This is a genomic window from Caballeronia sp. Sq4a, from assembly GCF_023170545.1.
Classification (GTDB): Bacteria; Pseudomonadota; Gammaproteobacteria; order Burkholderiales; family Burkholderiaceae; genus Caballeronia.
The window spans coordinates 449,267-473,933 of the sequence record NZ_CP084252.1; the positions used below are offsets into that span (position 1 = coordinate 449,267).

Sequence of the window (24,667 nt, forward strand, 5' to 3'; positions counted from 1 at the left end):
TCAGTAAGTCTATTGTATAGCAATAATTTCCAATATTGTTCAATCGCCGACTTGCCGCATACGCACGTCGTCCGTAGCTGTCGCCGGTAGCGAGGCAACCGTTCGGTGGTCGCGGTTTGCTTACTTCGGAACTCCTGGCGGGGACGATGACGCGTCTGTATTTCTCGCGCTACATGCGATCGTTTTCCTTCAGCCAGTCGATGAACGCGCGCAGCGGCGCGGGCACATGCCGGCGTCCTGGATAGTACAAAAACGGCCCGGGAAACGGCTGTTTCCAGTCGTCGAGTATCGGCACGAGCGCGCCGCTTTTGACGTGCGGCTGCAACATTTCCTCGAAGAGATGAATGACGCCAAGCCCCGCGATCGCGGCGTCGATCATCAAGCCCAATGCCGCGCCGGGACGCACCACGAGACGCGACGGCGGATCGACGCGTACAACTTCGCCATCGCGTTCGAACTGCCACACTGGCCGCGCACCGCCCGAGAACTGCCCACGCACAGTGATATGAGAGAGCAAATCGCGCGGATGGCCTGGCATGCCGTGCGCCTGCAGATAGCCGGGCGAAGCGGCCGTCGTGAAGTGCTGAACGCGCGGGCCAATCGGCATCGCGATCATGTCCTGTTCGAGCTTGTCGTCGTAGCGGATGCCTGCATCGCAGCCGATCGACAGGACATCGACGAAGCCGTCTTCCACCATCACTTCGACGCGAATGTCGGGATACGCCTGCATGAACCCGGCGAGCAGCGCCGGTAGCAGCGTGCGCGCAGCGCTCGCCGGAACGTTGAGCTTTAGCGTGCCGCTCGGCGAATCGCGATAGCCGTTCAGCACATCGAGCGCTGCTTCCATCTCGCCGAACAAGGGCGTCAGCGTTTCGATCAACCGCTGACCCGCCTCCGTCGGGGACACGCTGCGCGTCGTGCGGTTCAGCAAGCGCAATCCCAGCTTCGTTTCGAGCCTGCGCACCGCAATCGAGAGACTGGACGCCGATACCCCATTCGTGCGGGCCGCGTCGCGAAAGCCGCCTGCACGGGCAACAGAAATAAAAGCAGCGAGATCGTTCAGCTCCACGTTCGTATCGTTTCAAATTTTGAACAACCCGTGCAAGTTAGCGTCATTTATTCAACGCGGCAAGCTGGAGATAATGAGCGCCATCGAATCAGCCACCGGAGTCAAGCGATGAAGAAGACTTATGAGTTTGCGGGACGCGAAGTGAACCGAATGGGTTATGGGGCAATGCAGCTTGCGGGGCCGGGCGTCTTCGGCCCGCCGAAGGATCGCGCTGCCGCCGTCGCTGTGTTAAGGGAAGCCGTCGCTGCGGGCGTGAATCATATTGATACGAGCGATTTCTACGGTCCGCACGTCACTAACCAAATCATCCGGGAGGCGCTGCATCCGTACCCGTCGAATTTGACGATCGTGACCAAGGTCGGCGCCGTGCGTGACGACAAGGGCGGCTGGCTGCCCGCGTTCGGGCCCGACGATCTGCGCCGCGGCGTCGAAGACAATCTTCGCAATCTCGCTGTCGATGCCATCGACGTGGTCAACCTTCGCATCATGGGCGACATTCATCGGCCGACGGAAGGCTCGATCGAACCGCAGTTGCACGCGCTCGCCACGATGCGGCAGGAGGGTAAGATCCGTCACATCGGCTTGTCGAATGCCACGTCGACGCAGGTGCGCGACGCGCGAAAGATTGCGCCGATCGTATGCGTGCAGAATCACTACAACCTCGTGAATCGCGATGACGACGCGCTCGTCGATGAGCTGGCGCGGGAACACCTTGCGTATGTGCCGTTCTTTCCGCTCGGCGGCTTCTCGCCGATTCAATCGGATGCGCTGTCGCATATCGCAGCGCGTCTGAACGCAACGGCGATGCAGATTGCGCTTGCGTGGCTGCTGCATCGATCCCCGAACATGCTGCTCATTCCGGGCACGTCGTCGGTGACGCATTTGCGCGAGAACTTGAAGGCTGCCGATATCGCGTTGAGTGACGAAGTGTTGAGGGAACTGGACGCGATTGGGGTTGCTGGCGCGCGGTGAGCAGAGCGATGCGCGCGAGGTCATCGGCCTGACTCGCGTGGCATCCGCGCAGGCGAGTTACGTGACAGCGCAGGTCTAATGGCGCATCGGGCGGCTAAGGCTTTCCGCGAGCGGCCGCTCGCGTGACCACAGCGGCCGCGAGCGCATACCGACGCGATCATCAAGCACTTCGAGCGGATGTCTGGACGCGCATGGCTTCCGCGAAGAAAATTGCATACCGGCGAACCCATGCAGTGACGTGCCCACACGCTCGTCACCCACGCGGTTTAGTTGCGTATACCGGGGTGACCTAGTGTAGCGTGTATATCGCCAAGGCCTATTCAAAGGAGCCGTGATGACCGCTACCGATGTCCCGTTTCGTCCTTTCCGTATCGGCGCGATGAAGCTGGCGAACCGCATCGTTAGGGCACCGATGACTCGCACTGCGTTCTTCCATGGCGACCCGGCATTGGCGGGTTGGAAAAGATACACATCTGTTTTTCTTTTGCAGTAAATGTGAGGACATATGAGCAACCTTCATGGAAAGATCGCCGTTGTGGTCGGCGGCTGTGGCGGCATCGGTGGAGCAATCGCCGAGCGGTTCGCGGCGGAAGGCGCCACAGTGTACGCCAGCAGTCGTCGCGTCGAAGAGAGAGAGGTCGCGCTCGGGGCCGGAAGGCTGCGTACGCGCCGCGCCGATGCATCCGATCTGACGTCGCTCGCTGCCTTCTTTGACGCGGTGACGAGCGAGGCCGGACGAGTGGACGTGCTCGCCGTCAACGCCGGCATCTCCGAGTTCGCGACTCTCGAAGACATCAGCGAAGAACATTTCGACCGGACCTTCGACGTCAACGTCCGCGCGCTGCTGTTCGCCGTCAAGGCGGCGACGGCCATCATGCCGGACGGCGGCTCGCTCGTGCTCGTAGGCTCCATCGCGGATGAGCTCGGCACCAAAGGCTACGGCGTCTACGGGGCAACGAAGGCTGCTGTCCGCTCGTTCGCGCGGACGATGGCCAATGAACTGGCGCACCGCAACATCCGCGTCAACGTCGTAGCACCAGGACCAATCGACACCGCGATGATGGCTGCGGTGTCCGACGACGTGCGCAAGACGCTGATGGAACGGATCCCGCTTGCGCGTCTTGGCCGTGCCGAGGAAGTCGCATCGGCGGCGTTGTTCCTCGCCAGCGACCAAAGCAGCTTTATCACTGGAGCCGAGCTACCGGTCGATGGCGGCATGGCGCAGGTCTAACCTGCGCCGCTTTCCGAAGGACATGGCGCTGCCACTCAACAGCGAGCAGCTTCGTCGCCGATCAAGTCGGACGGCAGAGCGCGCGTCTCAACTCGCAAAAAGGCACTATATGGTCTTCAGATATTGACACGCACACCATGTCCAAAGACGTTCTCGACCTGCCGCTCGATGTCACCACGACGCGGCCCATCCTGGAACATATTGCCAACAAGTGGACCGTGCTGATTCTGAGCGTCCTCTGCACGCAGCCGGCACGGTTCAACGACCTCAAGCGCCGCCTGGACGGCATCACGCCCAAGGCCTTGTCCGAGGCGTTGAGGCGTTTGGAGCGCAACGGCCTTATCTATCGCAAAGTCCTGCCGACGCAGCCGATTGGTGTCGAGTATACGATTTCCGCTCTTGGCTGCTCGCTACGCGAACCCTTTGCTGCACTTTACAACTGGTCGCTGGCCAACGGCTCTGCACTAAAACGAGCACAGTGTACCTATGACGCTTACAGCAGGAACGAAGAGTTAAGGAAGAAGATTTAGAACATGCTTGTCGTCCCCTACGCGGGACGGCAGCGCGCATCGAGCCGTCCTCAACTGATGCGCCGTTCAGTCCCTGGCGTCATATCGATAGCATCATCTGGATTATTCGTTGTAGCCGAGGAGTGTGTTCGTCGCCACCTACTATCTCTCGCGATGCACCGCCCCTATAGTCGCTTCAACATCACGCAACCGATGTTGACGGTCGAACATCCAATCAAGGACTGAGATGACGAAACTACCGGGAAAGATCGCCGTAATCACGGGCGGAAACAGCGGCATGGGCTTGGCAACGGCCCGACTCTTCGCTAAGGAAGGAGCGAAGGTCATCATCACGGGGCGCCGTCAGAAGGAGCTCGACGAAGCGGTGAAAAGCATCGGTGCCGAGGCGGAAGGCGTGCTGGGCGATGTCTCCAAGCTGTCGGATCTGGACAAGCTTCACGACCACGTGAAAGCGAAATACGGCCGCGTGGACATCATCTTCGCGAACGCAGGTTTGGGTTCGTTCGCACCGATCGATCAGGTTACGGAAGCGCACTTCGATGAAACATTCAACGTCAACGTGAAGGGTACTTACTTCACGGTGCAGAAGCTTGTTCCGCTGGTGCCGGACGGTGGATCGATCATTCTGAACGCGTCGATTGCATCGTCCACCGGTATGGAAGCGTTCAGCGTTTATTCGGCCACTAAAGCTGCGGTGCGTTCGTTGGCGCGCACGTTGACGGCTGATCTCAAGGCACGCAAGATACGTGTGAATGCGATCAGCCCAGGTCCTATAGATACACCGATCTTCGGCAAGGCCGGCCTAACCGACGAACAGATTGAAGGCTTCAAGTCGGGGATTGCTGCGCAGGTGCCACTGGGCCGCATTGGTCTCTCGGAAGAAATCGCCAAGCCGGCGTTGTTCCTGGCATCCGACGATAGCAGCTATATCTCGGGCATTGAACTCACCGTTGATGGCGGGATGGCACAAGTCTAAGAGAACGCGGCTGGCGGGCGGCATCGGCCCTAGTCAGCGATGCCGCTTATTGCGTTGGCGCTGAGATCGTAAAGATGCAATAGACGTTGCATCCGATATGACGAGCAGTCGGACGATAAATTCGACGCAATGGCACTTTACTGGAGCCGGTCCCAGGTCCGCAGAAGAGCATCGCACTCAGACGTTCGCTAGCGAATCCATCGTTGCATCCACGAGTGCGCGCAGCCGTGCGACGCGACGTAAATCGCGATGATAGCCGAGCCAGACATCGCGGCCCGGCGGCGCTTCGCCCAGATCGACTCGTCGGATGCCCGGCGTCGCATCACCGAGCGGACAAGGCAGCACTGCGAACCCAGAACCTTCGGCACACATGCGCGCCTGTGCTCCACGATTATTGCTGCCGAAGACGATCCGGGCCCGGGGCAACATGCGTGTGACCCACTCAACGTCGGGCAGGGAGCCGAACTCGCTGTTCATACTGATCAGCGTGTAGCCTTCGCCCGACCCGCGTGTCGGCGGAACGAGATCGACGTGCCCATACAACGCGTAGTCGATGTGCATCAGTTTGCGCTGTATGACATCGGGTTCGTCGAACGGCGTGATGCGAAACAGCAGATCCGCATCGCGGCGCGCGAGGTTGTACAGGCGCGAATCCGTGACGAGTTCCAACGAGATGCCCGGGTACTTCGCGAGAAAGCGCGCGAACACTGGCGTGAGTATGTGCACGCCGAACCAGTCCGATGAGGAAACGCGGAGGAGACCTGTCAATTGAGTCTCCTTCCCGGTGAGCGCGCGCGCGAAGCCGAGCGCTTCCTCCTCCATTCGCTCGGCATAGGCGAGCACCGCAACGCCCTCATCCGTCAGCAAGAAGCCATCGCTTGTGCGCTGGAACAGCGCGTGACCGAGCGCCTCTTCGAGTGCGCGCAACCGGCGCCCCATCGTCGGCTGGGTCTGGCCTACGCGCTTCGCTGCCGCCCCCAGCGTGCCGCATCGGGCAATGGCCAGAAAGATCGGGACATCACCCCAATCGAGGCGGGGGTCATTCACTTTTGCATGGCGCATATGCGAAGACGTCGTTTTACATGCGTTTCAGCATAAACCAGAATAAAGCCATTGGCTCGTTCTCGAGCAAGCAACCCGATAGGAAGCCACATGACCATGAAGGCGCTCGTCCTGACCCGCTACAACGGCCCCCTCGAATTAACTGAAATTCCGATGCCCGAACCGTCACAGCGCCAGGTCCGTGTGCGCATTGCCGCAAGCGGCCTTAATCCGCTCGACACCAAGATCCGCGCCGGCAGCGCAGCACATGCGAAGCATCCGCTCCCGCTGGTGCTCGGCATCGATATGGCTGGCGTGGTCGATGCCGTTGGACCGGGGGTAACCTCTTTCCATGTCGGCGACGAGGTCTATGGCATGACGGGTGGCGTCGGCGGCATTCAGGGCTCGCTGGCCCAGTATGCGGCGGTCGATGCCGATCTGCTAGCGATGAAGCCGGCCAACCTGTCGATGCGTGAATCCGCGGCGCTGCCTCTTGCGTTCATCACCTCGTATTCCGGCATAGTCGACCGCGCCCATCTTGAAGCGGGGCAAACTGTTCTGGTGCAAGGCGGAGCAGGCGGTGTCGGGCATGTCGCCGTGCAACTGGCACGCGCACTTGGAGCGCAGGTCTTCGCAACAGCGAGTTCACGTGATCACGGTCTCATTGCGCGTCTCGGCGCTACGCCCATCGACTACCGGTCGCAATCGGTCGAGCAGTACGTCGCCTCGTTGACGCAGGGTGCAGGCTTCGACGTTGTGGTTGACACCGTCGGGGGCCCTTCGCTCGACGCGTCGTTCGCCGCAGTCAAGCATTATGGTCATGTCGTCAGCGCGTTGGGCTGGGGCACGCATGCGCTGGCTCCGCTATCGTTTCGAGAAGCGACGTACTCGGGAGTCTTTACCCTCTATCCGCTCCTGACCGGCATGCATCGCGCGCATCATGGAGAGATGCTGCGCGAGGCCACACAGATGATCGAAGCCGGCAAGCTCACGTCGCATCTCGATCCTCGCCGGTTCGACCTGCAGTCCGCGGAACTCGCCTACCATGCCATCGCAAACGCGACCGCACGCGGAAAAATCGTGGTGGACGTCGCGTGACGTCGAACACCTCGAGTGCGAAGCGGCCGCTGGTTCGGTGTGGGGAAAGGGGTCTGCGTTGCGCGCGGCGCGGAAGATCGGCGCGACGACGACTCGTGTCACGTCGAGTCACGTCGAGTCGCGTCACAACGTCGGCCAGAGAAGCCCGATTTCCCCGCTTACTCACTTCAGCGATGCCGCAGCCGTCGACTGTGCGTAGTCCTCGGGCAGCGAACTGGACCTCAGCACGTTGGCCGGCAAATGCTCCGCGTCATCCTTCGATACGGCTCCCACGAACTTCCAGCCTGACGGCATCTTCACGAACGTGTAACCCGTCGGTTGATCCACGAACACGGAATAAACAGGGCTCGCTGGTGAGGCGACAGGCGCAGCACTGCTTGCGAAAGTTGTGATAGGCGCAGCAATAACGAGCGCGGCAGACAAGGCGGCAATAGACGTTCTCATGGAAAGCTCCAAAGCTCTGGTTTATGTAACGATCGACACATATATTAAATGACGATCGCGCGATAAGGTCCAGACATTTTGTTACGCTCGACATATAATTGTGATTTCCATGCACGTCATTAATGCCGCCGCGTGCAGTGGGGCCGGGAGACAATATGACGCTAGACAGACAGCGCCCCATGGAAGAGCCCCAAAGATCGCGTGGCCGGCCGCGCGCTTTCGATCGCGATGCGGCGCTCAGGCGGGCAATGGAGGTGTTCTGGGCCAAAGGCTTCGACACCTGCTCGATGTCCGACCTCGTCAATGCCATGCGCATCAATTCGCCAAGCATCTATGCCGCCTTCGGCAGCAAGCAGGAGTTGTATCGCGAGGCGCTTGCCCTCTACGCACGCGAGGAAGGCGGCGCAGCGGTTCGACAGTTGCGCGCGCATGAATCTGTGCGCGACGCGCTACGCGCGATGTTCCGCGCGAGCGTCGTACTGTTCACGAGCGGTCAGGCCCCACGTGGCTGCATGATTTTTCTCGGTGGCATGTCGGTTGGAATCGAGCACGCCGAACTACGCGACGAATTGCGCGCGGAACGCCGCAACGTGGCGCGAGCGATTGCCGCACGGCTCAAACAGGCGCGCGAGGAAGGCGAACTCGATGCCAACGCCAACGTTCAAGCGATCGCCGCGCTCTGCATGACGCTGATGGGAGGTTTGTCGATAGAGGCTCAGGACGGCGTGCGCCGCGCGTCGCTGTTCGCCGCGATCGATGAATTCATCGCCGGCTTGCCGGTCGCCTCGGCATAGCGATATGGGTGTGTCATCGGCTAACGATCATGTGCTTGCGCGCTGAACTTAACCGTCCGCGCCACTGATCTTACCCGAAGCATGCTGATAAGCCGCGAAATTGGACGTCGATGAAGACGACAATTCCATCACTTGCGCGGCTGAATGGTTGCCGCCGCAATTCCCGCTCCGGCGAAAGCGCACGCGGCCGCCACCAGCGCGACGGCGCGCAGCGCGTCAGCGATGGCGTCGGCGTCTGCCCGTGCGACCGGTAGCGCACGTCCATCGCCCGCCGCTGTCGCAGACTCAATACCCGGCTGCAACGACGTCGCGGTCACGCGTGCATTCTGCGGCACGTGCAACGCGTCGAGCCGCGCCGACAACGCCGCATGGTGCGACCAGACGAACACAATGCCGAGCACGGCAAACACCAGCAGGCTAGCCACGCGCGCAACAGCGTTGTTGATGCCCGACGCAATGCCCGCGCGGTCGGCCGGCACCGAATTCATGACCGTCGTGGTCAACGGCGCGACGGTGATCGTCATCCCGAGGCCGGGCACGGGAAGCGCAGGGAAGAATCCGGCCGAATAGCTGCCGCCCGCAAACGGCAGCGCCCGCAGTGCGAAACCGACTCTAACTGCAACTCGGACTGAAACCGGGGGCAGGTCGATTCATTCAAGCGTTATGCCATCGAAACGATGGCCGCCCAGCGGACTAATCAAGTATCCGTGCACTCGCTTGGAGATGGGCTGGAACGTGTTAGCGTGGGCGATCGGCGTGTAAGGAACCTGGTCCTTGAACACGACCTGCGCTTCTTCATAGAGCTTTGTGCGCGCGCTCTGATCGGTGACGAGCCGGGCTCTCGAGAGCAGATCGTCGAACTGCTTGTTGCACCATTTCGCCATGTTGCTGCCGTGCACAGCGTCGCAGCCGAGCGTCGTGCCAAGCCAGTTGTCGGGATCGCCGTTGTCACCGAGCCAGCCGTAGAGGATGGCGTCATGTTCGCCATTGGTCTTCGCGCGCTTGTTGTACTCGGCCCATTCGTAAGTCACGATGTTCGCCTTCACGCCGATCTTCGCCCAGTCGGACTGAATGAGTTGCGCCATCAGCCGGGCGTTCGGGTTGTAGCCGCGCTGCACAGGCATGGCCCAGAGCGTGATGGCGAAGCCGTCGGGAAAGCCTGCCTCTTTCAGTAACGCTCGCGCGCGTGCCGGATCATACGGCGCGTCCTTCAACGCCTTGTTATACGACCATTGCGATGGCGGCATCGGGTTGGTGGCGACCGTCGCGGCGCCTTCGTACACGGACTTGATGATCGCCTGTTTGTCGATCGCCATGTCGAGCGCGCGACGCACCTGCACGTTGTCGAGCGGCTTGTGCGTTGTGTTGTATCCGACGTAAGCGACGTTGAAGCCCACGCCAGACAGCACGGCGAGATTCGGCTTCTTCTTCGCGCTCGCAATATCGGCCGGCCGTGCGAAAGACGTGACCTGGCATTCGCCGCTCTCGAGTTTCTGTTCGCGCACGGCGGCGTCCGGTGTGATGGAGAAGACGAGCTTGTCGATGTGCACGTCCTTCCTGTTCCAGAAGGTCGGATTGGCGTCGTAGCGAATCGTCGAGTCTTTCTGATAATCGCGGAAAACGAAAGCGCCGGTGCCAACAGGCTTCTGGTTGAAGTCCTCGACCTTGCCCGACTTGAGCAGCTGCGCGGCATATTCCGCCGACGCGATGGATGCAAACTCCATCGCCACATTACGCACGAACACGACGTCCGGCGTCCTGAGCGTAAAGCGCACCGTGTAATCGTCCAGCTTGTCGACGGACGCGATGTTCTTGTCGTAGCCGAGGTCGGTCAGATACGGAAAGCTGACCGGATGCGCTTTCTGAAAAGGCTCGTTCGGGTCGATCATGCGCCTGAACGTGAACACGACATCGTCCGCATTGAAGTCGCGCGTCGGCTTGAAGTAGGACGTCGATTGAAACTTCACGCCATGACGCAGATGGAACGTGAACGTCTTCGCATCCGGTGACGCGTCCCAGGTCTCGGCGAGACCCGGCGTGAGATCCAGCGTGCCGCGCTTGAACTCGACCAATGTGTCGAAGACGGCGTGCGCGCCGGCATCGAAGTCCGTGCTCGTCGTGTATTGCGCGGAATCGAATCCGGCGGGACTGCCTTCGGAGCAGAACACGAGCGTCTTGCTTGCTGCTTGCGCGGATTGCGGCGCGGCGCTGAATGCAGCAAGTGCGGTAAGCGCGGAGAGGGCGACGGAACGCATCGGCGCGGCCCATGCACTGCGTGTTGCGGCGATTGTTGTCATTGTCGCTTTGGCACGAGAAGGGTTGTCATCCCGCGTGAGAGCGGGGTCGATCGCGTACTTTACCAACAGAAGCAATGACGCACATATTCCGTCGCTGCAAAAGAGGTTGACGCGTGGCTCCCCGTCGATCATCCACGCAGACATGGATCGTCAACGCGATAACGATTCGCTCAGAACCTCACCCGCACGCCGCCGAACGCCGCCACTTGCCGGTTCGTCGACGATGCGGCTCCGGCGTCGGCGATAGCAGCGATCGCTCGATAGCCGGTGCCGACGCGTGTCGATGCATCCTCGGCGGCAAGCTGATAGACGCCCGACAGATACACGTCGGTACGCTTCGACAATGCGTAATCGACGCCCAGCGTGAACTGATGCCAGCGAGGCTTGAGCGTCGCGCCATTCGTGCCGGGCAGGCTGTAAGCGCGGCCGTCGGTGAACGTGTAGACGCCTACGAGCGTCGTCGCCGGCGTGATGCTGTAACGTCCGTTGACGTCGTAGTTATTGAACTTGCGCGAGGAGCCGTCGTTGTAGTCGAGTTGCGTGTGACTCCACGCAAAGCCGATGGTCGCCAGCGATCCGATCGCATAATTGCCGCCCGCCACGGTGATCTGCTGACGCGCGACGCCACCGTTGAGGCCATAGAAGAGCGCGCCGCTGTAGTCATCGCCGGATGTCGTCGATGCACCGCCGATTGCGCCGCTCGTGTTCGTCGTCGCATTCGGATGATCGAGCCGTACATAGCCCGCGCCGAGCGACAACGGCCCGCGCCCGTAGCTTGCCGATACGCCCCACGCGCGGTTATTGCCGAAGCCCGCGCCTGCGCCGTTACTGGCCTGATTGCTGAAGGCATACAGGGCATCGACGGTTACGCCCGCGATGGTATCGCTCTTGAACTTGACTGCGTTGTTGATGCGGAACGTCTGGTTCAGATTGTCGTTATCGCCGACATGCGTGGCGGGCGACCAGAACCCCGGCCCTGCGAAGAGGGCGACGAGATCGGTGTTCGGATCGTATTGACGCCCGAGCGTCAGCGTGCCGATGCCTTTCTTTCCCACGCCCGCATATGCTTGCCGCCCGAACTCGCGTCCGCCTTGCGCAAGCGTGCCGTCGTTGACGCGATAGCCGTTTTCCAGCGTGAAGAGCGCGGTATAGCCGCCGCCCAGATCTTCGACGCCCTTGATGCCCCAGCGGCTGCCGTTGAGCTTGCCGCTGGTCGCCTGCACGTTCGATGCCCCGCGCTGGTTGTTCGTGTAGGCGATGCCGGCATCGATGAGCCCGTAAAGCGTCACCGAGCTTTGCGCCTGCGCGATGCCGGGAAGGGCGACCATCAGGCCAGCGGCGCTGGCGAGTCCGACTCGTTTCACTCGCTTCCTTTTTGTACGTGTTAACCAGGAGTTTCTGGCGGAAGGCGATCTTACGGTCGCGCTTACCAATGCCGAACAAACGAATTCTGATTTGTAATGTCGCGGCAAGGCGATTTGCAATGCGAAGCATCTGTCGAACAGAAGCGATGCGCAAACGGAAGCCATCGTGCCGGCAAGGCCCGCGTGATATCGATATGAAACCTCATTGGTTATCGCTTGGAAAAGGCTGCACTAGAATCGGCCGCCCAATCTTGCGCAACGGTTGCAAGGCTAGGCGTCAACTATGTTTATGAACTTTGCTTCGTTGCCTCGAATGTCATGTCGACCGTAAGCTTTTCGATCTATCGCGATGCCGCCCGCCTGTCTGCACGCTGCGCCGGACCACGCTAAGGGCTGCGGGCATCGCGTCTTTTTGTCTGCTCGGGGAATTCCATTCGATGAACGTAAAACGACCGGCGCTCACACGCGCTTTGGCCATAGTCATGACGATCGCCTCGAACGCGGCGATCACCGCCTGCAGCAAATCGGAGTCCACAACAACCACGCACGCGGCCGCAAAACAACCGGCGACGGGCGGCGATCTCATCTGGGGCGTGACGACCGAACCCGCTTGCTTCGATCCACATCGTTCATCGCAGCAAAACTCGTTCTGGGTCATCCGCAATTACATCGATTCCCTCGTCTCGAAGCGCACCGACGGCACCTACGCGCCGTGGCTCGCGAAGTCGTGGAGCATTGCCGACGACGGCAAGAGCTACACATTCCAGCTGCGCGACGACGTGAAGTTCACTGACGGCTCGCCGTTCAATGCTGACGCGGTGAAAGCCAACTTCGACTACATCCTGAGGAACGTCAGCACGACATCGGCGTCCGCGTCGCTGCTCGTCGCGTTCGATCACGTCGAAGTGGTGTCGCCTTACGTTGCCAGGCTCGTGATGAAGCAGGCCGATTCCACGACGCTCGAATCGCTCTCGAGCGTCAAGCTCGGCTTCATCTCGCCGAAGGCGCTCGCCGAGAACAAGGACCTGTGCGGCGGGGGACCGGGCATCGTCGGGACCGGGCCTTTCGTGTTCAAGTCGTATCAGCGCGGACAGCAGGCGACCTTCGAACGCAATCCCGATTATCGATGGGCGCCCGACAACGCAGCGCATCGCGGACCGGCCTATCTCTATCGCGTCACTTATCGGTTCTTGCCTGAGGCGGCCGTGCGAACCGGCGCGCTGAGTTCGGGGCAGGTCGATCTGATCGAAGGCGTCCAGCCGACCGACATCGCCGCGTTCGACAAGGTCGATGGCTTCCAGTACGTGCACGGTCCGTCCGCGACCACATCGTTCACGCTGAACATCAACTACACGGTGCCGCCCGCGAACGACGTCCGCGTGCGGCGCGCGCTGCGCGACGGCTTCGACCTCGACGCCATGGTGAAGAGCGTGTATCTCGGCACGGTGCGGCGCGCATGGTCGAACATCGGTCCGGACAATCCGGACTACGCGAAACAACTCGAGGGTTCATGGGGCAACAAGATCGCCGACGCGAACCGTCTGCTCGACGAAGCCGGATGGACCGCGCGCGACAAGGACGGGTTTCGGACCAAGGAGGGAAAGCGACTAACGATCGAAGTCGGCTATCCCCAACCCTACGTCCGCGACAGCCGTGACGTGCTTATCCGTGCAGTGCAGTCGGCGCTGCGGCAGAACATCGGGCTCAATCTGGACCTGCGCATCACGACTGCAGGCGACTTCGCCAATCAGAAGGCGACCGGCGTGTGGTTCATCTATCCGAACACGGACAACCCGTCCGATGTCGCGATGGAACTGTGGGACATGCTCGGCGACAAGGGCTTCCTCTATAGCGCCATTCCTGCCTCCGACAAGAAGATCACCGGCGACATCGACCGCGCGCGCCTGATGCCGATCGGCGATGAACGGCGCAAGCTGCTCGGCGAGATCCAGGCACGCGCCGTCGATCAGGCGTTCATCGTGCCGCTGTTCGCGCCGGTGTATCACCTCGCGTCGAAGTCGAACGTGCATGGCATCGGTTTCGAGCCGCAACTGGACGGCCCGGCGAGCGCTTACGACATCTGGATCGACAAACAGGGAGCGTGAGATGCGCAGACAGATTGCGACGCGCCTGATGACAGGATTGCTCGTGCTGTGGCTCGCGGCGTCGGTGGCTTTCGTCGCGATACACGCTCTGCCGGGACGCATCGAGGACGTGCTCGCGGGCGATCTCGCGTATCCCGGCTTGCGCGAGGCGATCGCCGCGCAGTGGGGCCTCGATCACAGTCTGCCGTGGCAATACGGGCAATTCCTGCTGCGGCTCGCGCATGGCGACCTGGGCACGTCGTTCGTGATGCAGCAGCCGGTGCGCGACGTGCTGCGCAGCCAGCTTTGGCCGACGATGCTACTCGCGTTGTCTGCCGGCGCGCTCGCGCTCGTGCTCGCCATTGTGGTGGCGACGGTGACGGCGGGCGGGGAGGGCACGCGCGGGGCGTGGGGCGCGCTCGGTGCGCGATGCGCGTCGCTGATCGAGCTCACGTTTACGTCCACGCCGGTGTTCTGGCTCGGCATGTTGCTGCTGATCGCGTTCTCCTTCCAGTTGCGGCTCTTTCCCGTATCGGGCGCGAACGGCTGGCGCGCGCTCGTCCTGCCCGCCGTGACGCTGGCGCTGCCGACCGCCGGGATTCTTTCGCAGGTGATGCGTGAATCGATTGAAGCGGCACTGGCGAAACCATTCGTCACGACGATACGCGCGCGTGGCGTGTCCGAACTTGTCCTGCGCGCGCGCCATGTGCTGCGCCATGCGTTGCTGCCGGTCGTGACGCTCGGCGGCTGGCTAGTCGGCAGCCTGCTCGGCGGCGCGGTCATCACCGAGAAAATGTTCGGCAGGCCGGGCATCGGCAGCGTGACGCTCTACGCGGTGACATCGCAAGACGTGCCGGTGGTGCTGGCCGTCGTGCTGCTCGCGGCGTTCGTGCACGTCGTCATGTCGACGTTGCTCGACATCGCCTATCTCTTCATCGATCCGAGGTTGCGCAGACAATGAGCACCGTGATACGTACCGCATTCGCGCGGGGGCGCGCACCGCTACCCGCGAGCGTGATGATCGCCGTGGCGTTTGTCGTCGCGCTCGGCATGGCAATGGCCTTTCCACGCATCGTGACGCCGTTCGATCCGCTCGCGAGCGACGTCGCCGCGACGCTGCAGCCGCCCGACGCGCAGCACTGGTTCGGCACCGATCGCATCGGGCGCGACGTGCTTTCGCGCGTGATACACGGCGCGCGCTATTCGTTGCTGATCGGACTCGCGAGCATGATCGTGAGCCTTGCGATCGGGCTCGTCGTCGGCCTCTTTGCGGGCTTGTCGAACCGTCTCGCCGATGAAGCCGCGTCGCGCGTCTTCGACGTGCTTTCCGCGTTTCCGCCAATCCTGTTGTCGCTCTTCGTCGTGACCTTCCTCGGACAGGGCATTGTCAATATCGCCATTGCCGTGGGCATCGCGGGCATTCCGAAGTTCGGGCGCGTGCTGCGTTCGCAGGCGCTCGTCGTGCGCCACGCGGACTACGTCACGCACGCGGTGAGCTTCGGCCTCTCGCGCACGCAGATTTTCTTTCGCCATGTGCTGCCGAACGTGCTCGTCGCGGTGCCGGCCATCGCGACGATCGATATCGGCAGCGCGATCATCGCCGTGTCAGGACTGAGCTTTCTCGGGCTGGGTCCGCAACCGCCGACGCCCGAGTGGGGCGTGATGCTCGCCGAAGGGCGCGACGTGTTGCGCGTCGCGTGGTGGCCGAGCGTGTTTTCGGGCATGGGGATCACGTTGACCGTCTTGTCATTCGCGGTCATCGGCCGCTTCCTGCAACGCAAGTTCGAGGTACGCGCATGAACGCGCAGGCATCGGTGACGGATCGGCCGCTGGTGAAGATTCGCGGGCTGTCCATCGGTTTCGCGAATGGGCACGGCGGCACGCCGCTCGTGCAGGGCGTCGATCTGACGATCCGGCCCGGCGAGTGCGTCGCGCTCGTGGGCGAGTCCGGCTCGGGCAAAAGTCTCACGGCGCGCAGTCTGATCGGTTTGGCGGGGCGCGGGGCGCGGATTACCGCGGAACGCTTCGAGATCGCCGGACGCGATGCGCTCGCGTTCACCGAGCGCGACTGGCGTGGCTTGCGGGGTCCCTTCGCCGGACTGGTGATGCAGGACGCGCTCGTCTCGCTCGATCCGCTGCGCACGATCGGCGCGGAGATCGAGGAGGTGCTCGCGCATCATCGCGTGCTGCGCTCGCGCGCCGATAGACGTGCGCGGGTGCACGACGTGATGACGGACGTGGGCATTCCCGAACCGGCGATGCGTGCCCGGCAATACGCGCACGAACTCTCGGGCGGCCTGCGGCAGCGCGCGCTGATCGCGTCGGCGATTGCGGCCGGCCCGGCGCTCGTCATCGCGGACGAACCGACCACCGCGCTCGATGTGACCGTGCAGGCGCAAGTGCTCGCGGTGCTCGGCGAGCGTCTCGCGCAGGGCGTCGGCGTCTTGCTGATCAGCCACAATCTTGCGGTAGTCGCGGGCATCGCGAATCGCGTGCTCGTCATGCACGGCGGCAAGGTCGTCGACAGCGGCGCAACGCGGGACGTGCTGCAGCATCCGTCGCACGACTACACGCGGCAGTTGCTGGCCGCGCAGCCATCGCTGGAGTCGCGCGGGCATCGGCTCAGTTCGGCGCGCATGGCGGTCACGACGCGCGGAGCGATGCCGGCGATCGTGCGCGATCAACTGCCGCCTCGGGCGGCCCCGTCAGATCGCGCGGTGCTCGATGTGGCAGGCATCGGCAAGACCTATGCACGGCGCGGCGGGGGTCGCGACCAACGCTTCACCGCGCTCGACGATGTGTCGTTTCGCGTGCGCGAGGGCGAGGTGCTTGGCATCATCGGCGAATCGGGATCGGGCAAGAGCACTTGCGGGAATATCGTGCTGGGGCTGCTTACGCCGGATCGCGGGGCCGTGCGTTTTCTGGGGCGTGAATGGAACGGCGCCGGTATCGGCGAGACGGCGCGTAGCGCGCTGCGCTCGCGCATGCAATATATCCCGCAGGATCCGTTAAGTTCGTTCGACCCGCGGCATGCCGTGCGCGAATTGCTGTTCGAGGGGCTGCATTCGCGAGGTCTTTCGAAGGCCGCGGTCCTTGCTCGCAGCGTCGAATTACTGGAGCAGGTCGGGCTGAGTGCGGCGTATCTGGACCGACGGCCGGCGTCGCTTTCTGGCGGGCAGCGGCAGCGCGTGGCGATCGCGCGGGCGCTTGCGCCGGAACCGGCGCTGATCGTCTGCGACGAGCCGGTTTCTGCGCTCGATGTTTATGTGCAGGCGCAGGTGCTCGATCTGCTGGTGTCCCTGCAAGCCCGGCATGCGACCGCGCTGCTCTTTATCTCCCATGACCTCGATGTCGTGGGGCATCTGTGCGATCGAGTGCTCGTCCTCAAGTCGGGGCGCGTCGTCGAAGAGGGCGACGTGGAGGCGGTGTTCGCGCATCCACGGCACGCCTATACACGATTGCTGTCGGCATCGGCGCCGACTTTGCGGCATGAGCGTGATGAAAGACACTATGAGGCGGCGTCCCTCGCGCGAGAACCGATTCCTTGATGGGGCGCGTCATCGGTGGTTCGTTTCAATCACGGTTTCGACAATCGAGCCGGAATTACGAACGGCCAGGTCGATTCGGGATCGGGTGGTGCCATACGAAATCCGCTTACCGAAAAGCGGTCATTCGCCGGAGCAGGCAGCTCTGACACCGTACAGCCAACGCAGGCGGCTGGGGTTCCAAGCTATGTACAAACAGCGAAGGCCCGCAGCGCCGCGAAGTCATTGCGGGTGTCCGGCGCCCCGCTCTTAGTGACAGTCTGCGGCTTGTTTGGCACGCGTCTCAGTACTGGCTGCGGCGACATGCGCCTGTGATCTCTTGAGGACGACGACCATGGCAACCAGGAGACGCCCCCGGTGAGTCGAGTCCTTCCTGTGACCGTCCGCGTCTCACCGTTAGTTGTCGACGACGAGCCAGCGCACTTCATCTTCAATAGCAGCGAGCTTAGAACGCCATCCGCTTGCGGTGGCGCTTGACATACGCGCCTTACCCCGCTTCGCGCTTCCCGACGGGGGCTATAAAAAAAGGATTCCGGCAATGTCCCGCGCGCTGTTTATAACGTGGATTACGTCGATGCGCTCAGGGTTTCCGGTGACCCGATAGAAGATTTGATAGCTACCGTGGACCCGATGCCGGACACCGCGATCCTCGTATCGCGGCACCAGCGGGTAGGCGCGTGGCATGTCTGCAAGGCTCGTGCACTTGTCACGCAGTTCGCGAGCGAAGCTCAAGGCGCGCTGCGGATTGGCGCGTGCGATGTAATCGCCAATCGCTTCTAGTTCCGCCTGAGCGTCAGGCAGGATGCGGACGATCATGCTTTTCGACTAGCCATCGCCTTATACTTTGCTTCGAGCCGGTCGAATACTTCATCGGCGGCCTTGCCTCGGCCCGCGTCTGAATCAGCAATTCCGCGTTCGATGACGGCGTCCAGGGCCGCTAGCTGGGTCTCGCGGTCCTGAATGAGTCGCACCCCCTCGCGCAACACTTCGCTTTTTGAGCCATAGCGGCCCGTCTCGACAAGCTTTGTAATGTATCCCTCGAGCTGCTGTCCCAAGTCCGCACTAATCATGTTTCGCTCCTCCGGTCGACATAGCGCTATTATACCGCTTATCAACTATTATCAAGCGCGATGCCGGACTGAAGCCGTCCGTGATTGTTTCAGGGGAGACCCCTCAGCGTCATAAGCATTAAGAATGCGCATAGCTAAATGACGATAACTTCTATTATGTCAATTCAACCATCCTTCACCGCGCCGTATACCCCCCATCGACCGCCAACGAAACCCCGCTGATCATCGACGCCGCATCACTCAGCAAGAACAACACAGGCGCCACGACTTCCTCTGGCTCCGCGAACCGTCCGAGCGGAATCGCCTGAAGCATCGGCTCGCTCTTGATCGGATCGCTCCAGGCAAAGCGTGCCATGGGCGTGAGCGTGACCGTCGGATTGACGCTGTTGACGCGGATGCCGTGCCGTCCGAGCTCGATGCAAAGCACGCGAGTAATCGAATCCAATGCCGCTTTCGACGCGCAATAGCTGAGATGGTCCGGCAAGCCGACGAGCGACGCCTGACTCGACACGTTCACGATGCTGCCGCCGCGCCCGACCATCTTCAGCGCGGTGGCTCGGGCGACCAGCGCGGCGCCTCGCGCATTGACGGCCATCACGCGGTCGAATGCGTCGGCGTCGAATTCGAGCGCCGGTTCGAGCGATGCAATGCCCGCGCAGTTCACGAGACCATCGAACGCATCGAACGGCTCCAGCGCCGCATCGATGACCGAACGATGCGCGCCCACATCGAGCCGCAGCGTCGCGCAGCCCGTTTCGTTCGCGAGCGTGTCGAGCGCGGCGGCATCGCGCCCCGCCGCGACGACATGTGCGCCGCAACGCGCCAGCGTCTGCGCGCAGGCACGCCCGATCCCACTCGATGCGCCCGTCACCAGAACGCGCTTGCCGCTAAAGTCGAACTCGGTTTTCATATCGATTGCAACCTGTGCATGGATGGCATGAGCGCCGGATAAAGCGCCGTGTAGACATCGAAATAATCGGCATAACGGGCCGCGCTCTCAGCGTCCGGCCGCGCGCGCTCGATGAGCGTCGACCAGCCGGTTTGCGCGGTATCGTGCGTCACGAGTCCGGTGCCGACTGCCGCGAGCAGCGCCGCGCCCAACGCGGCTTCCACTTCCTCGCCGATCGTCCAGACAGGAAAGCCCGTGACGTCCGCGATGATCTGCATCCACAGCGGCGAATGCGCGGCGCCGCCCACGACGATCAGCTTGTCGTCGAGCGATTCCGAGCCCTTTCGTCCGGCCTCGATGTTGTGCCTGAGCGCGAAGGAAACGCCTTCGAGCACGGCCCGGTAGAGATGCGCGCGCGTATGCGCGAGGCTCAGGCCGATGAACGCGCCGCTCGCCTTCGCATCCCAGACCGGACTGCGCTCGCCCATCAGATACGGCAGGAACATCGCGCCTTGCGCGCCGGCCGGCACGCGCGCGGCAGCTTCCTCCAGCAGCACGTGCGGATCGCCGTGCGGCAACGCGCGCGCCGCCGCGACCTCCGCCTGACAGAACTGCTCGCGATACCACGTCACCGACGCGCCCGCCGTGATCGCGCCGCCGAACACGTATAGATCGCGCGTGCCGTTGAGTACATGCGGCATCGACACGAGCCCATGACGCGCATCGACGTGCTGGTTGATGTAGCCCCAGCACATGCTCGTGCCGATCATCGCGACGTGCTGTCCCGCGCGCGCCGCGCCGGCCGCGAAGGTCGCCACGGCCGCATCGACGCCGCCCGCGACCACCGGCGTGCCCGCCGCCAGGCCCCATCGCGCGGCCCATTGCGGCAGCAACCCGCCGACGATATCCGTCGATTCGACGAGCCGCTGCGGCATCATGCGCGCGGGAATGCCGAGCGCGTCCAGCATCTCGGCGGACCAGCCGCGCCGCGCGACGTCGTACAGGCCGCCGATGTTTCCCGCCGAACTGTGATCGACCGCGATCTCCCCGGTGAGACGATGAATGACGTACGCGTTCGGCGGCAGGAAATAGCGCGTCTTCGCCCACACGTCCGGACGATGCTCGCGCAGCCACAGCATCTTCGTGAAACCGTAATAGCTGTCGACGCCATTGCCGGTGATCGCCTGCAATCGATCGAGATCGACCTGCTCGCGCACGCGATCGGCTTCTCCGGTCGCGCGCCGGTCCATCCAGATGAGACAGGGATGCAGCGGTTCGATCGCTTCATCCACCGGAATGCCCGAGCCGCCGTACAGACTGCTCACGCACACGCCGCGAATGGATGCCGCATCGATGCCCTGCGCCACAGCCTGCGCCACGCAATGCGCGATGCATTCGTCGACGGCATCGAACCACACCGACGGCCATTGCTCGGCCCAAAGCGGCTTCGGCGTATCCGGCTGATAGCTGCTCGAATGCTTCGCGACGATCGCGCCATCGCGCCCGACGAGCAGCGCCTTGGTGCTCTGCGTGCCTATGTCCACGCCAATCACGTATTCCATCGCTTCTCCGCGCGTGATCAGCGCTCGCCGGCGGGCTTGAGCAGCACCTTGATGGAATCGGTCGAATTCGCGACCTTGATCGCCTCGTCCCATTCCTCCAGCGAGAACCCATGCGTGACGATGCCTTTCGACGTGACGAGCCCGCGCGCGAGCAGATCGATCGCGATCGGATAGCAGTACGGTCCCAGATGCGCGCCGCGCACGTCCAGTTCCTTGCGGTCGCCGATGATCGACCAGTCCACCGTGGCATCCGCGCCGAACACGCTGAACTCGACGAAGCGCCCGAGCTTGCGGATGAGATCGAGACCTTGCGTCACGCCGATCGGCGCGCCGGTCGTTTCGATATATACGTCGCAGCCGTAGCCATCGGTCAGCGACTTGATCACGTCGAGCGCGTTGTCCTTCGTCGGATTGATGACCACGTCCGCGCCGTACTGTTTCGCAAGTTCGAGGCGCTCGTCGATGAGATCGATCACGACGAGTTTCTTCGGCGTCTTCAGATGCGCGACCTGCGTCATCATCAGACCGAGCGGACCCGCCCCGGCGATGACCACGACATCGTCCAGTTGAACGTCGCCACGATTGACCGTGTGGATCGCGCACGACAGCGGCTCGATGATCGCCGCGTCTTCGAGCGACACGCCGAGCGGAATCTTGTGGACGATCGCCGTCGGCGGAATACGCATGTACTCGGCCATGCCGCCATCGGCCACTTCGCGCTGGAAGCCGAAGATGTTGTGGACCTCGCACATCCAGTACTGGCCCGACTTGCAATAGCGGCATTTCCCGCAGGGCACGATCTGTTCCGCGATCACGCGATCGCCGACCTGCACGCCGAAATGCTCGGCCGCGCCCTCGCCCGCTTCCTCGACGTAGCCGAAGAATTCGTGGCCCGGAATCACCGGCGCCTTCACCCACGGGCTCGGGCCGCCCCAGAACATTTTCGCGCCGGTGTAGCACTTGCAGTCGCTCGCGCAGATGCCGCAGGCAGCGATCCGGATCACGAGTTCGTTGCGGCCGGCGCGCGGCTTCGTCACCTGTTCGACGCGGTAATCCTCGGGCGCGTGGCACACGATGGCGGTCATCCGGGACTCGGTGTTCTGTGTCGTCATATGTCTCTCGTTGAAGGTTTGCAGCTTGAGGAGATCAGCGCGAGCGTTCGCGGCTGATATAGATCGCGAGCAGGATGATTCCGCCCTTGATCACGTTCTGTACGTATGGATTCACGCCGATCATGTTGAGGCCATTGTTCAGCACGCCTAGCAAGAGCGCGCCGACCAGCGTGCCGAGGATCGATCCCCGTCCGCCGGATATCGACGTGCCGCCGAGCACCACCGCCGCGATCGCGTCGAGTTCGAAGCCGACGCCCGCGTTCGGCTGGCCGCTCATCAGACGCCCGGTCAGCACGATCGCGGCGAACGCGGACGTGAGCCCGGACAGCGTATAGACGATCAGCTTCACGCGCGCCACGCGCACGCCCGACAAGCGCGTGGCCTGCTCGTTGCCGCCGATCGCGTAGACGTAACGGCCGAACGGCATGCGGTCGAGCAGCAGCCAGGCAATCAGATAGACGGCGAGCATGATGAGAACCGGCGCCTGGATGCCGAGCACCTTGCCGCTGCCGAAGAAGCTGACCCAGTCGGGCAGGCCGTCGATCGGATAGCCGCCGGTGTAGATGAGACCGAGGCCCCGCGCGATGCCCATCGTCGCGAGCGTGACGATGATCGGCGGCATGCGCGCGAACGCCACGAAGAAGCCGTTGGCGACGCCGAAGCCGAGTCCGACGGCGACGCCCGTCAGCAAGGCAGCGACCGCGTTCAGGCCCGAGACCATCAATCCGGCCGCGATCGTGCCCGACAGCGCCATGACCGAACCGACCGACAGATCGATACCGCCCGTGAGAATCACGCAGGTCATGCCGACCGCGATGATCGCGTTGATCGACACTTGCCGCAGCACGTTTTCGAGGTTCGCGGCGGACAGGAAACTCGAACTCGCCACCATCATCACGATACAGACGACGATCAGCCCGATGAGCGGATAGAAGAGCGTCGAGCGTCTGAAGCTCGCGAAGCGCGAGCTCGCGCTGCCGTGCGCGCTGGCGGCCGCGACGTCACGTGAGTTCGGAGAAGATGTGTCAGGCGTGTTCATGTGTCGCTCCGCGTGCCCCGGCTGTTGCATAGGTCATGACCGTGTTCGAATCGATCTCGTCGCCGCTCAAAATCGCCTCGATGCGTCCCTGCCGGAACACACAGACGCGGTCGCACATGCCGACGATTTCCGGCAGCTCCGACGAGATCATGATGATCGAGTAGCCGCGCGCGGTGAGTTCGCGCATCAGCCCGTAGATTTCCGCTTTCGCGCCGACGTCGATGCCGCGCGTCGGTTCGTCGAAAACGAGGATGCGTGTGTGATGATTCAGCCAGCGCGCGATCACCACTTTCTGCTGGTTTCCGCCCGACAGCGTCGCGACTTCGGTGTGCATCGACGGCGCCTTCACACCGACGCGTTTCATGATCTCCGCCGTCGTGCGCGCTTCGATGCGATGGTTCAAAAACCAGCGCAGCGAGCGATACTTGCCGAGGTTGTTCAGCGAGATGTTGTCGCGGATCGAGAAGGAAGTGACGAGCCCTTCCGTCTTGCGGCTCTCGGGCAGAATGCCGATGCCTGAACGGAGCGCATCCGCGGGGTCCGACAGTTTCGCCATTGCGCCGTGCACGCGAATCTCCTTCGCATGAACCGGCTCCGCGCCGATCACGGCAAGCGCAGTCTCCGTGCGGCCCGAACCCACGAGCCCCGCGAAGCCGAGAATCTCGCCCTCGCGCAGCGTGAACGCGTTGACAGGACCGTCCTTCGTGATCTGCAGCGAGCTCACGTCGAGCACGGTCTTGGCATCGTCGCGTAACGCGGGCTTCGGCGGAAAGCTGCTCTCGATGCGCCGTCCGACCATCATCTCCACGAGCCGCTCGACATCGGTCTTCGCCACGTCCGTCATGCCGACATACTGGCCGTCGCGCAGCACGGTGATGCGGTCGCAGACATCGAAGATCTCTTCTAGATGATGCGAGATGAAGATCATCGCCACGCCCTGCTGCTTCAACTGCCGCATGATCGTGAACAGATGATCGGCCTCGGCGGGCGTCAGCGTGGCGGTGGGCTCGTCGAGAATCAGAATGCGCGCGTTGAGCGACAACGCCTTGCCGATCTCGACGAACTGCTGCTGCGCCACCGACAGCGTGCGGATAGGCACGTCCAGATCGATGCCGACGCCGAGGCGCGCGAAGATATCCGCGGCTTCGCGGCGCATCGCGGCGCGGTCGCGCGTGCGCCACACCGTGCGGCGCTCGCGGCCCAGGAAGATGTTATCGACCGCGTTGAGGTAGGGAATCAGGCTGAATTCCTGAAACACGATACCCACGCCCGCCGAGACCGCATCGTGATAGTTGTGGAACTGACGCGTCTGCCCGTCGATCTCGATCTCGCCCGAGTCGGGCTGATAGATCCCGCAAAGGATCTTCATCAACGTCGATTTTCCCGCGCCGTTCTCGCCGAGCAGCGCGTGAATCTCGCCACGCGCGATCTCGATGTGGATGTCCTGCAGCGCCTTCACGCCGGGAAAGCTCTTCGTGATGTGCTTGAGCCTGAGAATCATGTCCATCTGCGCCTCTTTCGGGCGGACGGCGAGCCGTCCGCCGACATCG

Annotated in this window: 23 protein-coding genes and 1 pseudogene; 11 read left to right on the forward strand and 13 right to left on the reverse strand. The window is 62.7% G+C overall.

Annotated features, from left to right (window positions below):
* Nucleotides 1-169: 169 nt before the first annotated feature.
* Complete coding sequence (locus tag LDZ24_RS21675; protein ID WP_248324141.1) at nt 170-1,069, reverse strand: LysR family transcriptional regulator; 900 nt, start codon at nt 1,067-1,069, stop codon at nt 170-172.
* Nucleotides 1,070-1,177: 108 nt separating this feature from the next.
* On the opposite strand from LDZ24_RS21675, the gene LDZ24_RS21680 reads away from it, so the two are divergent.
* The 5 genes from LDZ24_RS21680 to LDZ24_RS21700 all read left to right on the forward strand — a co-directional run bounded on the left by LDZ24_RS21680 (nt 1,178) and on the right by LDZ24_RS21700 (nt 4,778).
* Nucleotides 1,178-2,041 (forward strand): aldo/keto reductase family oxidoreductase, encoded by an 864-nt coding sequence (locus LDZ24_RS21680; protein WP_248324142.1) that lies wholly within the window; start codon nt 1,178-1,180, stop codon nt 2,039-2,041.
* Nucleotides 2,042-2,375: 334 nt separating this feature from the next.
* Nucleotides 2,376-2,534, forward strand: coding sequence for a hypothetical protein (locus LDZ24_RS21685; RefSeq protein ID WP_248324143.1), 159 nt, complete (start codon nt 2,376-2,378; stop codon nt 2,532-2,534).
* A 12-nt stretch (nt 2,535-2,546) separates the two neighbouring features.
* Nucleotides 2,547-3,272, forward strand: coding sequence for an SDR family NAD(P)-dependent oxidoreductase (locus LDZ24_RS21690; RefSeq protein WP_248324144.1), 726 nt, complete (start codon nt 2,547-2,549; stop codon nt 3,270-3,272).
* A 137-nt stretch (nt 3,273-3,409) separates the two neighbouring features.
* Complete coding sequence (locus LDZ24_RS21695; protein WP_248324145.1) at nt 3,410-3,802, forward strand: helix-turn-helix domain-containing protein; 393 nt, start codon at nt 3,410-3,412, stop codon at nt 3,800-3,802.
* 226 nt (nt 3,803-4,028) lie between these two features.
* A complete protein-coding gene (locus LDZ24_RS21700) occupies nt 4,029-4,778 on the forward strand; it encodes a glucose 1-dehydrogenase (RefSeq protein ID WP_248324146.1) in 750 nt (249 codons plus the stop codon).
* Between the two features lie 177 nt (nt 4,779-4,955).
* On the opposite strand, the gene LDZ24_RS21705 is transcribed toward LDZ24_RS21700, so the two are convergent.
* Nucleotides 4,956-5,840: a LysR family transcriptional regulator gene (locus LDZ24_RS21705; protein WP_248324147.1), complete on the reverse strand. Its 885-nt coding sequence runs from the start codon at nt 5,838-5,840 to the stop codon at nt 4,956-4,958.
* Between the two features lie 90 nt (nt 5,841-5,930).
* Here LDZ24_RS21705 and LDZ24_RS21710 point away from each other — a divergent pair, with 90 nt between their 5' ends.
* A complete protein-coding gene (locus LDZ24_RS21710; protein ID WP_248324148.1) occupies nt 5,931-6,917 on the forward strand; it encodes a zinc-dependent alcohol dehydrogenase family protein in 987 nt (328 codons plus the stop codon).
* Nucleotides 6,918-7,079: 162 nt separating this feature from the next.
* Here LDZ24_RS21710 and LDZ24_RS21715 read toward each other — a convergent pair whose 3' ends face one another.
* Complete coding sequence (locus LDZ24_RS21715) at nt 7,080-7,244, reverse strand: hypothetical protein (RefSeq protein ID WP_248324149.1); 165 nt, start codon at nt 7,242-7,244, stop codon at nt 7,080-7,082.
* A gap of 296 nt (nt 7,245-7,540) precedes the next feature.
* On the opposite strand from LDZ24_RS21715, the gene LDZ24_RS21720 reads away from it, so the two are divergent.
* Nucleotides 7,541-8,155 (forward strand): TetR/AcrR family transcriptional regulator, encoded by a 615-nt coding sequence (locus tag LDZ24_RS21720; RefSeq protein ID WP_248324150.1) that lies wholly within the window; start codon nt 7,541-7,543, stop codon nt 8,153-8,155.
* A gap of 128 nt (nt 8,156-8,283) precedes the next feature.
* Here the strand turns inward: LDZ24_RS21720 and LDZ24_RS21725 are convergent.
* The 3 genes and pseudogenes from LDZ24_RS21725 to LDZ24_RS21735 all read right to left on the reverse strand — a co-directional run.
* Nucleotides 8,284-8,766, reverse strand: a pseudogene (locus LDZ24_RS21725) (MFS transporter); the annotation flags it as partial.
* A 39-nt stretch (nt 8,767-8,805) separates the two neighbouring features.
* The gene (locus tag LDZ24_RS21730) at nt 8,806-10,410 is read right to left on the reverse strand and encodes an ABC transporter substrate-binding protein (protein WP_248324151.1); all 1,605 of its coding nucleotides are present in this window, start codon (nt 10,408-10,410) and stop codon (nt 8,806-8,808) included.
* Between the two features lie 212 nt (nt 10,411-10,622).
* Nucleotides 10,623-11,780 (reverse strand): porin, encoded by a 1,158-nt coding sequence (locus LDZ24_RS21735; RefSeq protein ID WP_248324247.1) that lies wholly within the window; start codon nt 11,778-11,780, stop codon nt 10,623-10,625.
* A gap of 518 nt (nt 11,781-12,298) precedes the next feature.
* On the opposite strand from LDZ24_RS21735, the gene LDZ24_RS21740 reads away from it, so the two are divergent.
* From LDZ24_RS21740 to nikE, 4 genes are read left to right on the forward strand one after another with little or no spacing between them, the layout of a single operon-like run.
* A complete protein-coding gene (locus LDZ24_RS21740; RefSeq protein WP_248324152.1) occupies nt 12,299-13,921 on the forward strand; it encodes an ABC transporter substrate-binding protein in 1,623 nt (540 codons plus the stop codon).
* Nucleotide 13,922: 1 nt separating this feature from the next.
* Nucleotides 13,923-14,861: an ABC transporter permease gene (locus LDZ24_RS21745; protein ID WP_248324153.1), complete on the forward strand. Its 939-nt coding sequence runs from the start codon at nt 13,923-13,925 to the stop codon at nt 14,859-14,861.
* Nucleotides 14,858-15,700 (forward strand): ABC transporter permease, encoded by an 843-nt coding sequence (locus LDZ24_RS21750; RefSeq protein ID WP_248324154.1) that lies wholly within the window; start codon nt 14,858-14,860, stop codon nt 15,698-15,700. Before LDZ24_RS21745 ends, LDZ24_RS21750 begins: the two co-directional genes overlap by 4 nt.
* Complete coding sequence (gene nikE, locus LDZ24_RS21755; protein WP_248324155.1) at nt 15,697-17,448, forward strand: ABC transporter ATP-binding protein; 1,752 nt, start codon at nt 15,697-15,699, stop codon at nt 17,446-17,448. The genes LDZ24_RS21750 and nikE overlap by 4 nt, the downstream gene beginning before the upstream one ends.
* 513 nt (nt 17,449-17,961) lie before the next feature.
* Here the strand turns inward: nikE and LDZ24_RS21760 are convergent.
* The 7 genes from LDZ24_RS21760 to LDZ24_RS21790 form a co-directional block, all read right to left on the reverse strand.
* Nucleotides 17,962-18,261 carry a type II toxin-antitoxin system RelE/ParE family toxin gene (locus LDZ24_RS21760; RefSeq protein WP_248324156.1) on the reverse strand — a complete coding sequence of 100 codons (300 nt, stop codon included), beginning with the start codon at nt 18,259-18,261 and terminating at the stop codon, nt 17,962-17,964.
* Complete coding sequence (locus LDZ24_RS21765) at nt 18,258-18,515, reverse strand: type II toxin-antitoxin system ParD family antitoxin (RefSeq protein WP_248324157.1); 258 nt, start codon at nt 18,513-18,515, stop codon at nt 18,258-18,260. Before LDZ24_RS21765 ends, LDZ24_RS21760 begins: the two co-directional genes overlap by 4 nt.
* 175 nt (nt 18,516-18,690) lie before the next feature.
* A complete protein-coding gene (locus LDZ24_RS21770) occupies nt 18,691-19,425 on the reverse strand; it encodes an SDR family oxidoreductase (protein ID WP_248324158.1) in 735 nt (244 codons plus the stop codon).
* Nucleotides 19,422-20,966 (reverse strand): FGGY-family carbohydrate kinase, encoded by a 1,545-nt coding sequence (locus LDZ24_RS21775; protein WP_248324159.1) that lies wholly within the window; start codon nt 20,964-20,966, stop codon nt 19,422-19,424. Before LDZ24_RS21775 ends, LDZ24_RS21770 begins: the two co-directional genes overlap by 4 nt.
* Nucleotides 20,967-20,983: 17 nt before the next feature.
* Nucleotides 20,984-22,078, reverse strand: coding sequence for an alcohol dehydrogenase catalytic domain-containing protein (locus tag LDZ24_RS21780; protein ID WP_248324160.1), 1,095 nt, complete (start codon nt 22,076-22,078; stop codon nt 20,984-20,986).
* A gap of 34 nt (nt 22,079-22,112) precedes the next feature.
* The gene (locus LDZ24_RS21785) at nt 22,113-23,117 is read right to left on the reverse strand and encodes an ABC transporter permease (RefSeq protein WP_248324161.1); all 1,005 of its coding nucleotides are present in this window, start codon (nt 23,115-23,117) and stop codon (nt 22,113-22,115) included.
* A complete protein-coding gene (locus LDZ24_RS21790) occupies nt 23,104-24,624 on the reverse strand; it encodes a sugar ABC transporter ATP-binding protein (RefSeq protein WP_248324162.1) in 1,521 nt (506 codons plus the stop codon). Before LDZ24_RS21790 ends, LDZ24_RS21785 begins: the two co-directional genes overlap by 14 nt.
* Between the last annotated feature and the right edge of the window lie 43 nt (nt 24,625-24,667).

What these genes read in the sequence shown, in the direction of transcription:
- LDZ24_RS21735 (WP_248324247.1), bottom strand. Translation starts at nt 11,780, where the DNA reads ATGGTCGCCCTTCCCGGCATCGCGCAGGCGCAAAGCTCGGTGACGCTT.
- LDZ24_RS21765 (WP_248324157.1), bottom strand. Translation starts at nt 18,515, where the DNA reads ATGATTAGTGCGGACTTGGGACAGCAGCTCGAGGGATACATTACAAAG.
- LDZ24_RS21745 (WP_248324153.1), top strand. Translation starts at nt 13,923, where the DNA reads ATGCGCAGACAGATTGCGACGCGCCTGATGACAGGATTGCTCGTGCTG.
- LDZ24_RS21785 (WP_248324161.1), bottom strand. Translation starts at nt 23,117, where the DNA reads ATGAACACGCCTGACACATCTTCTCCGAACTCACGTGACGTCGCGGCC.
- LDZ24_RS21680 (WP_248324142.1), top strand. Translation starts at nt 1,178, where the DNA reads ATGAAGAAGACTTATGAGTTTGCGGGACGCGAAGTGAACCGAATGGGT.
- LDZ24_RS21720 (WP_248324150.1), top strand. Translation starts at nt 7,541, where the DNA reads ATGGAAGAGCCCCAAAGATCGCGTGGCCGGCCGCGCGCTTTCGATCGC.
- LDZ24_RS21690 (WP_248324144.1), top strand. Translation starts at nt 2,547, where the DNA reads ATGAGCAACCTTCATGGAAAGATCGCCGTTGTGGTCGGCGGCTGTGGC.
- LDZ24_RS21705 (WP_248324147.1), bottom strand. Translation starts at nt 5,840, where the DNA reads ATGCGCCATGCAAAAGTGAATGACCCCCGCCTCGATTGGGGTGATGTC.
- LDZ24_RS21760 (WP_248324156.1), bottom strand. Translation starts at nt 18,261, where the DNA reads ATGATCGTCCGCATCCTGCCTGACGCTCAGGCGGAACTAGAAGCGATT.
- LDZ24_RS21685 (WP_248324143.1), top strand. Translation starts at nt 2,376, where the DNA reads ATGACCGCTACCGATGTCCCGTTTCGTCCTTTCCGTATCGGCGCGATG.
- LDZ24_RS21750 (WP_248324154.1), top strand. Translation starts at nt 14,858, where the DNA reads ATGAGCACCGTGATACGTACCGCATTCGCGCGGGGGCGCGCACCGCTA.
- LDZ24_RS21740 (WP_248324152.1), top strand. Translation starts at nt 12,299, where the DNA reads ATGACGATCGCCTCGAACGCGGCGATCACCGCCTGCAGCAAATCGGAG.
- LDZ24_RS21730 (WP_248324151.1), bottom strand. Translation starts at nt 10,410, where the DNA reads ATGCGTTCCGTCGCCCTCTCCGCGCTTACCGCACTTGCTGCATTCAGC.
- LDZ24_RS21770 (WP_248324158.1), bottom strand. Translation starts at nt 19,425, where the DNA reads ATGAAAACCGAGTTCGACTTTAGCGGCAAGCGCGTTCTGGTGACGGGC.
- LDZ24_RS21790 (WP_248324162.1), bottom strand. Translation starts at nt 24,624, where the DNA reads ATGGACATGATTCTCAGGCTCAAGCACATCACGAAGAGCTTTCCCGGC.
- LDZ24_RS21700 (WP_248324146.1), top strand. Translation starts at nt 4,029, where the DNA reads ATGACGAAACTACCGGGAAAGATCGCCGTAATCACGGGCGGAAACAGC.
- nikE (WP_248324155.1), top strand. Translation starts at nt 15,697, where the DNA reads ATGAACGCGCAGGCATCGGTGACGGATCGGCCGCTGGTGAAGATTCGC.
- LDZ24_RS21780 (WP_248324160.1), bottom strand. Translation starts at nt 22,078, where the DNA reads ATGACGACACAGAACACCGAGTCCCGGATGACCGCCATCGTGTGCCAC.
- LDZ24_RS21695 (WP_248324145.1), top strand. Translation starts at nt 3,410, where the DNA reads ATGTCCAAAGACGTTCTCGACCTGCCGCTCGATGTCACCACGACGCGG.
- LDZ24_RS21775 (WP_248324159.1), bottom strand. Translation starts at nt 20,966, where the DNA reads ATGGAATACGTGATTGGCGTGGACATAGGCACGCAGAGCACCAAGGCG.
- LDZ24_RS21710 (WP_248324148.1), top strand. Translation starts at nt 5,931, where the DNA reads ATGACCATGAAGGCGCTCGTCCTGACCCGCTACAACGGCCCCCTCGAA.